This window comes from Levilactobacillus koreensis JCM 16448, from assembly GCF_001435525.1.
In the GTDB taxonomy this organism is placed as follows: domain Bacteria; phylum Bacillota; class Bacilli; order Lactobacillales; family Lactobacillaceae; genus Levilactobacillus; species Levilactobacillus koreensis.
In genome coordinates this window covers 125,359-138,289 of sequence record NZ_AZDP01000102.1, presented here as the reverse complement: position 1 = coordinate 138,289, position 12,931 = coordinate 125,359, and the positions used below count along the sequence as shown (strand labels likewise).

The window sequence follows — 12,931 nt, the reverse complement described above, 5'->3', positions numbered from 1 at the left end:
CTAAGTAGAACGACGCGCCTGAGCCCATATCTGCCGACCTCTCGGCTTACACAGGGCTCTTGGGCGACGGAGATAATAACTATCGATTGGACCAAAAATGCTAAGTCTTCACGTTTTCCGACTGTTGTCGTGGTAAAGCACAGTCAGAGCCGGAGTGCGGCAATTTCACACTATCTTAATGGTGCGAATCCTTGCCAATACTGGGACGAGACAGGTATTTCATCTTTCAACCTTTAGAAATATAAGTTTAGAGGCGAGTCTGGGGCGATTGTTCCAGGCTCGTTTTGCGTTCCGAATATTCATGGTCGAAATTGGCGTCAAAAGTTTGGGATGAAGTGGTACTTCGTAGGTGGTGGAATTTCCGGTAACCGCAGTACAATCAGGTCAAATGGACTCAGAAAGTTTCAGTTTTTCCTTGCCTTAGAGTGCACTTTAAGGTGTTTACTGGGACTTGTAAGCAATTAAGGGAAACGAATCTCGTATTGCCAAATTACAGAGGAGCCTGAAGAATAAGGCGGCAGTTGGTACGACGTTAGAGTCGACCAAGTGACTGCGGCCACAGAGGACTTTCATGATTACCGATAACAAGTCAACAAACAAGGAGCGGATAAAAATGGCTAAGAATGAAGACGTTAAAAATGGCGTTATTTTTCCAGCAGGCGACAAGAACGAGGCTTACCAAAAGTTTTTTGTCGGTCAAAGTTATTTGAACGGTTTAGTTAATGATCCCGACGTGAGCGTGGGTGTCGGCAATGTAACCTTTGAACCTGGTTGCCGGAACAACTGGCATATTCACCACAACGGGTTCCAGATTTTACTGGTCACTGGTGGCGAAGGCTGGTACCAAGAAGCAGGCCAACCAGCTCGGCACTTGGTTCCCGGCGATGTGGTCGTCACTAAGGACGGCGTTAAGCACTGGCACGGCGCAACCAAGGATAGCTGGTTCAGTCACATTGCGATTACCGCTGGCACGCCGGAATGGCTGGAACCAGTTGATGACGCGACTTACGACGCACTCTAGGGGGTAAAAAGATATGGCTAAGAAACAAACAGCTGGCCGCGACAACTTGGGCGAGTTCGCCCCGAAATTTGCGGAACTAAACGATGATGTCTTATTCGGCCAAGTCTGGTCGCGAGAAGACAAATTATCTGCGCACCAACGGAGTCTGATTACGATTTCCGCACTGATCTCAGCTGGTAACTTTGAACAGCTCCCAGCTCATTTGAAAATCGGTAAGGGCAACGGGATTACCAAGGACGAAATTGCTGAAGTCATCACTCACCTGTCCTTCTACGTGGGTTGGCCTAAGGCTTGGTCCGCATTCAACCTTGCTAAGGAAATTTTCACGGACTAAATTAAATGAATATGACATGAGCGGTGATGCAGATAGTGACGTGTCGCCGCTTTTTTGGCATACTGTCCCTCGCTACCAGGGAATCCGGGGACTATAATAAACGTAATGAGCTGGTGGCATCATCGCCAACGTTTCAGAACGAAAGGGAGTTTTGGACAGATGAAATTACATAGGGTCATGATTGGGTTAGCCGGTGTGGTGTTGGTCAGTGGCTTGGTGTTGGGAATAAACAGCTTAACGACTAAGCCAACGACGGCAGAGGCCGCCTCGGCGACGACACTCTATCAGCAGTGGCGGAAGGTCTACGTTGGCGGTAAGACGCAGAAATACGTTAAGAGCAACAACGGCCAGGGGGCAACGACGGCGCTATCTGAGGGCCAAGGTTACGGGATGTTGGCGACGGTGTTGGCCGCTAAGAAGGGTGTGAAGAACACCCATACCACCTTTAATCAAATGTACAAGTACTACCGCGCACACCGCGTTTCTAGCAAGGTGCCGTTGATGTCTTGGCAACAGACCAAACGCTCGGGTAAGATGACCAGCGTGGGGTCCCAGAAGAATAGTGCAACGGATGGTGACTTGGATATTGCGTACGCCTTGATTTTGGCAGATAAGCAATGGGGCAGTAAGGGAACCAACTATCGGCGAGCAGCTAAGACGCTGTTGACCGCCATTAAGAACAAGGAAATTAACCAGACCACGTACCTGCCGACTATGGGGAACTGGGCCACGTCGAGCTATGACGTTAGCAAGCTCCGGACGGCGGATCTGATCACCGGGTACTTCAAGACGTTTGCCAAGTATACGAAGGATAGCACGTGGACTAAGGTGGCCAAGCGTAGTCAAACGGCCGTAAAGAAGTTGAGTGCGCGTCATAAGACGGGACTGTTCCCTGACTTTATTTTTGTGACCGGAAGTAGTCTGAAATTAAAATCAGTTCCTGCGTACAGCATCGAATCTGGAACCGATAATCAAGTTGGGTATAATGCTTGTCGGGTGCCATGGCGGTTAGGACAAACCTATAAGCTGGGTAAGGATGTCACGACCAAGAAGGCACTGAAGAAGCAACTGGCTTTCTTTAACAAGAAAAAGAAGATCACGGCGGTTTACACGCTGGGAGGCAAGGCCGTTAACAGCTATGTCAACACGGCCTTCACGGCGCCAGTTAACTACGGTGCCAAGGCACTAAAGCAAACGGCGCTCCAGAAAAAGACGGCTAAGCAACTGCCAAACAGCATTGAGAAGAAGAACTATTTCTCCGCAACGTTACAGGTGGTTACGGCGTTGTCGTAGGTGAAGTTAAGGTAAAAGGAGTGGGCTAAAAAACGGTTGGCTGGTGAGCATTAGGGCTGATAACTTGGATCTTGAATGGTTGGGTTATCAGGGTTAGGCGGAGTCAACCGCCCGTTCAGCGCACGCTTCGGCAATATAGGTTTAGGGATGACAAAAGGTCTGGGATCGAATTCCCAGACCTTTCGTCATCTATTTTTTTAGAGTGAAAATAGGAGCTTCAAGTTAAACCCGGTGATCACCGCGGTCAATGCGTAGCCCAGCACCGTGACCCACCAGCGATTGACGTGCTGGCCCATGAGACTGGTCTGACTGGTCAGGGCAATCATGGGGAACAGCGTAAAGGGCAACGCGATGCTCAAGACGACCTGGGCGTAGACGATAAGGTGCTCGAATGTCTGGTCGTTAAAGCCAACGACAAAGCCGATGATCACGATGGGGATGAGCGTCACGAACCGCGTCAACAACCGTCGTTGCCACAGCGGCAGCCGTAAATTGATGTAGCCTTCCATCACGATTTGACCCGACAATGTGCTGGTAATGGAGGAAATCAGGCCAGTGATGAGGAGGGCAAAGGCAAAGAGCCAACTCATGACGGGACTGGCGAGACTGCCAACAATGGCGCTATTTTTCAGGCCTTCATAGACGGCTTGCAGGCTGGTCAGTTGGCCGGTCTTGCCAAAGAAGAGGGTGCCACCGAGAATCAGGAGCAGGGCGTTGACGATGAGTGCGACGGCCAAGTGAACATTGGAGTCCCATTTGGCAAAACGGAGTGCTTCGTTGACCTGCGCGGGATTGTTGTGATCGTAGCGGCGACTCTGAGCCAGCGACGAATGGAGGTAGAGGTTATGGGGCATAATGGTGGCCCCGATAATGCCGACGCTGAGGATCAATTTGGAATGATCCGTCAGCAGACTTGTAGTAGGGATAACGCCTTGCAGAATTGCTGGTAACGCGGGATGCGCCCGGGCGACTTCCACGGCAAAGATTATCCCGACAATGAGAATGGCACTGAGGACGATGAATTCGACGCGCCGAATCCCAAAGCGTAGGAATAAGAGCACAATTAAAACGTCAGCAACGGTTAATAGGATCCCATAGAGTAGGGGCAGACCAACTAGTAGTTTCAAGGCGATCGCCGTGCCAACGACTCCGGTGAGATCCGTGGCCATCATGGCGACCTCGTTTAGTAGCCACAGCATGATGCGAATCGGCAGTGGCACCTTGAACGCAATGGCTTGGGCGAGGTCTTGACGGGCGACCACGCCGAGTTTGATGGCTAAGGACTGCATGAACATGGCAACGAGGATGGCGGTCACTAACACCGCTAGTAGTTGGTAGCGGTACTGACTCCCACCGGCCAGCGATGTTAGCCAGTTGCCGGGATCCATGTAACCCACGGCGACTAAGGCACCGGGACCGCTGTAGGCGAGAAATTTTTGCAGAAAGGAGGTTTCATAAACGCTGGGCACGTCGACGCTCTCGTTGACTTCATCCAAACTTTTTTGTCGACGGGATTCAGGCATGACCGTCACCGTCCTGTAGCAGTTGCTGCTGAGCTAAATCGGCCAGAAAATGACCGAAGCGCGAGTCGTCGTTCATGGGCGGGACCATTTGAAAACGGTCGCCACCGCTGGCCTTAAACGTTTGGTAATTTTGAACATTGTCTTCTTCAAGCGTCTCCAGGCAGTCGGCGACAAAGGAGGGGGTGACAAGGAGAACGTTGCGCTTGCCTAGCTCGACCAGTTGCATCAGCGTGTTCTTAAGGTAGGGCTTTTGCCAGGGCATGGGGCCAAATTTGGACTGGAAAACAGTCTGGACCTTGTCCTTGGGAAGATTGGGCAACCGGTCTAAGACTCCCTGTGTCGTGGCGTAACATTCCGTTGGGTAAGGATCGCCGTGTTTGACCATGGCTGTGGGAATGCTGTGATAACTGAAGAGGACGGCGTCGTAGTCGGCTTCCTGATAGGCTTGCCAGACCTGAGACGCCAAAATGTCGAGGTAGGCCGGTTCCTGATAGAAATGTCGTACGATATTTAGCGGTGCCCCGGTGGCCTTGGCCTGGCGAATGATCCCACCGTGCGTACTCTGCGTGTATTGCGGAAAGAGTGGGAGTAAGACGATGCGATCACAGGTCTTTTGCATGGCCGTTAACGTCTGGTCGATGGCCGGTTTGCCGTAGGTCATCGCGTACTGAACGTTCCAGTCGGGAAGTAGCGCCCGCACCTGCTCACACATTTTGCGCGTGTACACGATAAGCGGTGAACCAGCCTTCGTCCAGATGTGTTGATAAAAGGTGGCTGACCGCCAAGACCGCAGCGGTAAAATCATCCCGCGTAAGATGGGTTGCCACACGGCCGCCGGCATTTCAATCACGCTGGGATCACTTAAAAACGTTTTCAAATAGGCCCGCACATCAGCGGTTTGTGGTGATGCCGGTGACCCTAAGTTAACTAACAACAAGCCAGGTTGCATAGGCGTATCCTCCCGAATGATCGGCGGTCCGAGTTAGCCGGTTGACCGCCAAATATTAACTCAATGATAGCATAATTTACATTAGACTAACCGTAAGGGAAAGCCCGAAATCTAGCGGAAACGAAGAAATTGGACGCAAAAAAAGAGGCCCGAGAAAGTCATCTCGGGTCTCCATTAAAGTTGTGTTTAGTAAGTTGAAACGAAAGCTTGGTTAGCAGTGACGTAGTTCCCATTGCTTAACTGGAACCGGTAAGCGCCCTTGCTGTTCTTGGCAACGCCGGTAACGGCAAGCTTCGTCCCGGTCTTAACCTTGCTCGTCCGCTTGTTCTTGGTGAAGCTAGTAGACGTGTATTGGTAGACGGTCTTCTTGGCTTGAAGGCCATTTACGCCGGTTGCCGTGGTGTAATAGTTAGCGGCAGACGTAGAAGCGTTCGAACCAGAGAACCAGCTGTCAACCACGGAGCGGTTCAAGACCTTGTTCAAGTCAACGTTACCCCGGATTCCGTCAACGCGCCCCTTACTCGTGTATTGCCATAGGTCGACAGAAGTTCCGGCAACACTAGGCTTCGTGGAGCTGTATTTGGCGATCCAAGATCCGTCAAACTTCGAGAAGTTGAGGTTGTTGGAGTTGGCATACCATTCACCAGAATACATGATCAATGGCTTGTCAGTTAGGCTCCGCATCGTCTTCAACCAAGCGTTAACGTAAGTTTGTTCCTTACCCTTAGCACCTGGCATCCGCTTTTCTTCGTCCAACGCGAAGAACTTCGTGTGTGAATTGCTCCGCTTGTAGAAGTCCTTTGCTTCTTGTTTAGCATCTTTAACACTGGTAAATTCAGCGAACATGTATTGACCAAATGGGACACCGTTTTGGTAAGCCCCGTTGGCGTTAACGTTGCTCTTCGTGTCAACAATGTAGCCAGGGTCACCGATACTCCCGTGTTGAACACGGATGATGGCGTACTTTAAGTCTTTAGACGCCTTGCTCCAATTAATATTCCCTTGATATTGCGAAATGTCCGCAACTTTGTTCCCCGCAGCACTGGCGGTCGTTGCGTTCAACCCCACGCCAACGGCCAAAGCCGCAGCGAAAACAGCTAATCCAGCACCCAGTTTGTGTAACGTCTTATGCATAGAATATATCCTCCTCAGTCTTTACCATCCATTGTACACGGTCTGACCGGATGGGAGGTTACTACTGGTTTACATTAAGTTACAGTTCGATTGCAAAGCGCTGGTCGACCATCATTTTTGAACCCGAACGGTGCTGTGGCGGGGATGGCGATGGGTGCAGTCAACCAGTCCACAACTACCAGCAATTATTTAATGGGTAAAGCCATTGGGAGGTCACCAAACTAATGGCCGGTAGTACAAAAAAGTTGCTCTTTGAAAAAATAAAGGGCAACTTTTTACGGAGTTAGTTAGTGTACGGCTGTGTAAATTTTTAAAGCTAATTTGGCCCGATTCTTGTCAGTTGTTTTGACCGGGTTATACTTGGAGAGGCCAGCAGAAACCTGCTTATAGCTGTAGACGTTACTGCTGCCACTTTCAAAGTACATTAAATCTTTCTTATTGGGCGAATGGTTCAGGCCCATCACGTGACCGAACTCGTGTGCAATGGTGCTAGCGTATTCGTACATCCGACCTTCACTGGCTAAAGAGGTCTTCACTTTAGTCACGTCCTTTTTCAGCTGATTGTAAGCCGGAAGAGACGTTTCAACGTTACTAGCCTCCTGATTGAAGAGACTCTGATAATTTTTATCGCTAGTCGAGATTCCCTTAGCAGCTAGGTTAGCCTTCGCCTTGGCTTCAATCGTGTTGGAGTAGGTGGTGTAGAAGGAATCATTCAGTTGGTTGGTCATGGCAATGCCGATGTTTTGGGTTTCAGCTTGATAGTAAGACCAACGAACTTGGAGTTGCTTCTTGGCTGGCGTCCACCAGGCGTCACTTTGATCACTCTTGGTGGCCTTCGCCTTAGAGACGGAGAAGGTTAGGGTGTGGTGTTTCTTGGATCCCTGGGTGAACTGCTTTTTCCCGAGCTTCTTGTTCCAGTAAGCCATGGCAAGCTTAACGCTCTGTTTAAGCTTTTTATCGCTAGTCTTTACGTAGACCACGGCCTTACCGTTTTTCTTCAATCCCGTTTGAGCGTCGAACGCCAACTTGTATTTCTTGCTTAGCGCCTTGGCATGCTTCTGGTAGTAGCTCTTGCTCTTCTTCAACGTAGCAGCTGAAGGATTGACACTGGCCGCTTGAGCGGTAACGGTACTCGTCGTGATGGCTGGCACTAGTAACACGGTAGCGGCGGCTAGCGTGAAAAGTGATCGAGCCTTTAAATGGTTTAATCCGCGCATGATGTGAACCTCCCTCAATTCCCCAAAACATTAACATTTACAATAGCATAGGCTTTTCACTGATTGGGGTCAAGCGATAAAATTCAAGGAAAAAATAAGATGTTTGGCCATAAACTGTGGCGGTGGTAACGCTTTCCATAAAATAATAAATAGAACATTTGTTTGGGTAACGTGACGGAATCTGGTATAGTGAATTTAGAGAAAAAGTATGGGGGTAACGAAAATGGTTAAACGGTGTGATTGGGCAGTAGCTTCTCCGACAATGCAACGGTATCATGACGAGGAATGGGGGCGACCCGAGCATGATCAACAGAAGTTATTTGCATTGCTCTGCCTGGAGACCTACCAAGCAGGATTGAGCTGGCAAACGGTGCTGAATAAGCGAGCAGCCTTTACACAGGATTTCTACGAGTTTGACCTCCAACGTGTTGCGGCCATGACCCCTGCTGACGTGGACCAGTTGCTGCAGGACACGAGAATTATTCGTAATCGGCGTAAGTTAGAAGCCACGATTAATAACGCGCAAGTCATTTTAAATTGGCCGGAAGGAAACTTTGAAACTTGGCTTTGGCACTTTGTTGGCGGTCAACCGATTCGGCATCACTTTACTCAGACCAGTGAGATTCCCGGAACGACTGACTTAGCCCAGCATATTTCCCGAGAAATGAAGAAGCGGGGACTGAAGTTTGTCGGGCCTACGACGGTTTATTCGTTTTTACAAGCAGCTGGGTTGATTAATGACCATTTGATGAGTTGTGACTGGGCACCAGAAAATCAGATAAAGAAGGGATAAAAGATGCGCTTTTTACATACTGCCGATTGGCATATTGGCAAGAAACTTCATGGCTATGATCTGCTGGAGGAACAGCGTGACGCGTATGAACAGATTAAGGCAATTGCCCAGGCCGAACAGGTTGATGCAGTCGTCATTGCCGGCGATTTGTACGACCGGGCACTGCCCAGCGAATCAGCGGTGACCACGTTGGATGACATGCTGGTTGATTTGAATCGTAAGCAGAAATTTCCGTTGCTGGCGATTAGTGGTAATCATGACTCTGCCGTGCGCTTAGGCTACGGGCAGGAGTGGTTTGCCAGCACGGACTTCTATTTGCGAACGAGTTTTGGCGATAGTCTAAAGCCAATTGTGATGGGGAATACGCAGTTTTTCCTGTTGCCCTATTTTGAGCCGATTGCGGCGCGTCAGTATTTCCAAGACGACAGCATTCGGACGGTCAATGAAGCTATGGTGCGCCTAGTTGCGGCCATGCAGGCGCTATTTGATCCAGCCAAAAAGCACGTGTTGATTGCCCACTTCTTTGCGGCGGGGAGTCAACATTCGGATTCGGAGACTCAGGTGCAAGTTGGGGGACTAAATGCCGTGCCGGTAGACTTACTAGCACCATTTGATTACGTCGCGCTAGGCCATTTACACCGCAAGGAAGCCTTGCAAAATGAACCTAAGATCAAATATAGCGGATCGCCCTTGAAGTTCTCAACCAGCGAGGCCGAAGATACCAAGGGGGTCTGGATCGTTGATACGGACACAGATCCCGTTACGGTAACCTTTAAGCCGCTTAAGCCACTTCACGACCTGGTGGTATTGACCGATAGTTTTGACAATCTCATGGATTTTGACCACGACTATCCCGTGACACCGGACGATTTTGTGGCAATCGACTTGACGGATACCACGCCGATCAGTAACGTTATGCAGCGCTTAAAGACCCGATTCCCTAAGGTTGTGGAGCTTCAACGGGTCAACCAGCTTGAAGTAAGTCAGGCGACGTTGGATGTGAAGCAAGTTCAGCAAGATCCGTTAACGCTCATGACAGAGTTCTTTGAGCAAGCGACACAGCATAAGCTAACGGCACAGCAAGTGAAATGGGCACAAAGTACGCTCCAAGCAGCTTTGAAGGAGGATGATGCGTAATGAGTCCGGTAACTTTACACATGGAATATTTTGGCCCGTACCGTGATGAAACGGTCGACTTCAATCGCTTCTCAGCGACGCCGTTGTTTTTGATCAGCGGTAAAACGGGGAGCGGAAAGACGACCATCTTTGACGGGATGTGCTACGCCCTATTTGATCAGACATCAGGTGGTGATCGCACTGCGCAAGCCATGCGGTCGGACTTTGCAACGTCGGCAGATCAGACCCGGGTCAGCTTTACCTTTACGCATCGCAACCGGCACTACGAGATTATTCGTGAGCCCGAACAACTACTAGATAAAAAGCGTGGCACGGGGCAGAGAAATGTCCCGGCAAGTGTGACGTTGACGGTCTTTGAGGGTGACCAAGAGATCACGCAGCTGACAAAGGTGAAGCAGGTCAAGGATTATCTACAAGACCTTCTGCAGATGGATGGTCGCCAATTTGCCCAAATCGTGCTCCTTCCCCAAGGCCAATTCCGGCGGTTCCTAGTGGCGCCAAGTGAAGACAAGGCGGTAGTCTTAGAACAACTTTTTAATACCGAAGTTTTTGCACGTTGGGCGACTCGCTTGAAGTCTAAGCTCAGAGAAAATGAGAATGCCAATCGAGAGACCGCAGCGACGTTAGACCGATTGCAAAGTGAATTAAGGTGGACTGAGGATAATGCCGACCAGGCCAAGGTACTATTGGCCAATCGCCAAACAACAGAGCTATTAGCCCTAATGGCAGAGCAACAAACGACTACTCAGGCTGCGAGCGCTCAGGTCAAGGCGCAACTGGTTACGGCTAAGACGAAGGCTGCCCAGTTGATTCGGCAAGACGCGAGCGAGGAGCAACTGGTTCATGATCAGCAACAGCTTGGCCAACAGCAAGCTCAACATGCCCAATTAGCTAAGCAGCAGGCTGATATGACGCAGCTCGAACAAACGATTTCTGAACTAGAATGGGTCCAAGAGTTGCAACCAAAATGGCAGGAACGACAGACAGCGACAGCGGCTGTCGGGCAACGGCAACAGGAACAGCAGCAAGCAACTTCGGCAGTGGAACAAGCTAATCAAGCCTATCAAGCGGCAGTTGATCAGCAGAAGCAGCTGGTTCCAATTCAGAAGAAAATTGATCAAGAGAAGGACCAGTTAGCCCAACAGGCGGCAGTTCGGCCAGTTTATGAGAAGATGAGTGAACTGAACCAACGACTGACGCAGGCCAAACAGACCAGTCAACAGTGTACGACTACGCTCAATCAGACTAAGCGCGCAGTCGACGCCAACCAAGCGGATCAGGCCGACCAGCAGAAAATTTTGGCAACCCAAGCGACGGTGTATGCTGAGCAACAAAAACTAACCCAGTTGGCGGGTGACTTACGAGAGTGGCGGCATCAGCTGGCGGAGTTAAAGACAACCGACCAACAGGTCACAAAGCTCACTCGGCAGGTGACCACGCAAGCTGACCAGACGCAGACGGCCCAGACAACGGCCCAGGAAAAACGCGCGGTTGCTGAGGAGACGAATCAGCAATTTCTAAGGAGCCAAATTGCCAGACTTAGTTCACAGTTAAAAGATGGGACGCCGTGTCCGGTTTGCGGTGCGACGACTCATCCACAGCCAGCAGTCACAGCGGTTGCCGAAGTGGCTGAGGAGACCGTAAAACAGGTTCAAGCAACGGCAAATGCGGCTGAGAAAAAGGCCAGTGAATTTGCGGCGACGCTAGCGCAGTGGCGCAAGGCGTTAGTCGAGAAGCAAGATGAGCTGGCTGAGAAACGCGCAACCTTGCGAAAAGGGCTGAATCAGCCGGCAACAGCGACGTTACAGGACTTGAACCAGCAAGTGGCAAATTTAGTGACGATTTATGATAGTGATGAAGCGGCTAACCAGCAGAAGGTCGCGGCGATTAAGGCCGCCCAGCAGCGAGTAGAGCAATTGACGACTACAGCGACGACCTTGGTAGCGGCTCAAAGCAAGGCCGATGAAGCCAAGCAAGCGGCACAACGGAATGTGGATCGGCTGATCACGCAGCTAACGACGGAACGACAACGGTTGCCTGAAAAGGCGGCCACGCTAGCTGAGTTCAATGAACAGGAGCAGGCTTTGCGCGACCAGCTGAATGCAGACCAAAAGCAGTGGCAAAACGTGGTCGATTATGTCCAGCAAACACAAGAACGCGCTGCGGTAGCGAAAACCAAGCTTCAAACCGCAGTCGGTGAGTACCAGCAGAGCCAAGAACGATTAAAAGTGGCCCGGACGGCGGTTACGTCAGCGTTGGCCGCGCATTTTGACGACGTAACCGCAGCGACTGAAACCATGATTGGGGAGCAACTAGTAGAATTATCGAGCCTGTCAGTGAAGCGGCGACAACTTCAAGATTACCGGGCACAGGTTGCTCAGGTCACGACGACCATTGACGACTTAAAGAAACGAATCGGTAATCGACCAACGCCTGATCGTGATGCGACTAAGGCAGCAGTAACGGCGACTAATCAGCAAGTTGAGGATTTCCAAGCACGACAGCATGAGTATCAGGACCTTTGGCAGCAAAATGACGAGCACGTTCATCAGATCACTAAACAGATCGATCAGCAGGCGGTTGCTTTGAAGATGACTGAAGAGCTGACTGAGCTGAGTGGTATCGTTAATGGTGACGGTCCAAACAGTAAGGTGGGCTTAGAGCGTTACGTGCTCCAGACCTATCTGCGCCAAATTTTAAAGGTAGGGAATTCTCGATTACAGCAATTGACGAACGGTCGGTACCAATTTGTCATTGATGAATCTTCGGCCAGTTATAAGAAAAACTCTGGCCTTGAAATCAACGTTTACGATGACCATGTGGGCGGTCAACGGAGTGTCCACACGCTATCTGGAGGCGAAAGTTTTATTGCCTCACTGGCCTTAGCGTTGGCCTTGGGTGAGGTGATCCAGCAAACCACGGGGAGTGTGGATGTGGATGCCTTATTCATCGACGAAGGGTTTGGTTCCTTAGACGAGGATGCCTTGGGGACCGCCTTAGAATCGCTGGAGACAATTGAAGGTAAACACCGAATGATTGGGATCATTAGTCACGTGAGCGAGCTGCGTGACCAAGTGACTAATCAACTTCAAGTAGTCGCTGGTGGTAATGGCGAGAGTACGATCAAATACGTTTCAGATAATGAATAACGCGTCTCAAAAGGAGCTGTGACAGTTGCCACAGCTCCTTTTATGGAAAGAAAAGTATCTCGCAAACTACTGGGGTTGTCACCGGGAAAAGGAGGGGTTAGCCTGTTAGCTGACGGGTGATTGTCAGACTTGAGCGGAGGTCAAAAGGCTGACCGATTCCGCAGATAAGCTATACGGATCAGAATGGTACGGTAATTACCAGAGTCGGTTGTTGCTGGTGACGAAACAGCCAGTTGGGCAATACCCTCGGGGTAGTTGGGTCAAACCAAGATACTTTTCGTGTTAAGAATACACGATTTGATTAATCATGGATATCCGTGAACCGTGAGATTGGCCAAAATAGGGGAGTTTTACCGGTGAACTTCTGATACTGAATTAATT

At 50.3% G+C, this 12,931-nt stretch carries 10 protein-coding genes; 6 read left to right on the top strand and 4 right to left on the bottom strand.

The annotated features are described in order from the left end of the window. Positions 1 to 613: 613 nt before the first annotated feature. The 3 genes from FC99_RS09315 (at position 614) to FC99_RS09305 (ending at position 2,648) form a co-directional block, all read left to right on the top strand. Positions 614 to 1,021 (top strand): cupin domain-containing protein, encoded by a 408-nt coding sequence (locus tag FC99_RS09315; RefSeq protein ID WP_048734840.1) that lies wholly within the window; start codon positions 614 to 616, stop codon positions 1,019 to 1,021. A 13-nt stretch (positions 1,022 to 1,034) separates the two neighbouring features. After that, the gene (locus tag FC99_RS09310; protein ID WP_048734841.1) at positions 1,035 to 1,355 is read left to right on the top strand and encodes a carboxymuconolactone decarboxylase family protein; all 321 of its coding nucleotides are present in this window, start codon (positions 1,035 to 1,037) and stop codon (positions 1,353 to 1,355) included. 159 nt (positions 1,356 to 1,514) lie between these two features. Next, entirely contained in the window at positions 1,515 to 2,648 is a 1,134-nt protein-coding gene (locus tag FC99_RS09305) for a family 8 glycosyl hydrolase (RefSeq protein ID WP_048734842.1), read from the top strand. A 197-nt stretch (positions 2,649 to 2,845) separates the two neighbouring features. Here FC99_RS09305 and FC99_RS09300 read toward each other — a convergent pair whose 3' ends face one another. From FC99_RS09300 to FC99_RS09285, 4 genes are all read right to left on the bottom strand, one after another. Further along, entirely contained in the window at positions 2,846 to 4,171 is a 1,326-nt protein-coding gene (locus FC99_RS09300) for an Nramp family divalent metal transporter (protein ID WP_048734844.1), read from the bottom strand. Then, complete coding sequence (gene hemH, locus FC99_RS09295; RefSeq protein ID WP_048734846.1) at positions 4,164 to 5,120, bottom strand: ferrochelatase; 957 nt, start codon at positions 5,118 to 5,120, stop codon at positions 4,164 to 4,166. Before hemH ends, FC99_RS09300 begins: the two co-directional genes overlap by 8 nt. A gap of 186 nt (positions 5,121 to 5,306) precedes the next feature. Then, positions 5,307 to 6,254 carry a GH25 family lysozyme gene (locus FC99_RS09290; protein ID WP_048734847.1) on the bottom strand — a complete coding sequence of 316 codons (948 nt, stop codon included), beginning with the start codon at positions 6,252 to 6,254 and terminating at the stop codon, positions 5,307 to 5,309. Between the two features lie 287 nt (positions 6,255 to 6,541). Further along, on the bottom strand, positions 6,542 to 7,471 hold the full coding sequence (locus tag FC99_RS09285) for a matrixin family metalloprotease (RefSeq protein WP_048734849.1): 930 nt from the start codon (positions 7,469 to 7,471) through the stop codon (positions 6,542 to 6,544). Between the two features lie 223 nt (positions 7,472 to 7,694). Between FC99_RS09285 and FC99_RS09280 the strand changes: the two genes are divergently transcribed. The 3 genes from FC99_RS09280 to FC99_RS09270 are packed head-to-tail and all read left to right on the top strand — an operon-like array spanning position 7,695 to position 12,550. Next, positions 7,695 to 8,264 (top strand): DNA-3-methyladenine glycosylase I, encoded by a 570-nt coding sequence (locus FC99_RS09280; RefSeq protein ID WP_048734851.1) that lies wholly within the window; start codon positions 7,695 to 7,697, stop codon positions 8,262 to 8,264. A gap of 3 nt (positions 8,265 to 8,267) precedes the next feature. Beyond that, complete coding sequence (locus tag FC99_RS09275) at positions 8,268 to 9,401, top strand: exonuclease SbcCD subunit D (RefSeq protein WP_048734852.1); 1,134 nt, start codon at positions 8,268 to 8,270, stop codon at positions 9,399 to 9,401. Beyond that, positions 9,401 to 12,550, top strand: a complete 3,150-nt coding sequence (locus FC99_RS09270; RefSeq protein ID WP_048734853.1) for an AAA family ATPase — start codon at positions 9,401 to 9,403, stop codon at positions 12,548 to 12,550. The genes FC99_RS09275 and FC99_RS09270 overlap by 1 nt, the downstream gene beginning before the upstream one ends. The last annotated feature ends 381 nt before the right edge of the window (positions 12,551 to 12,931 follow it).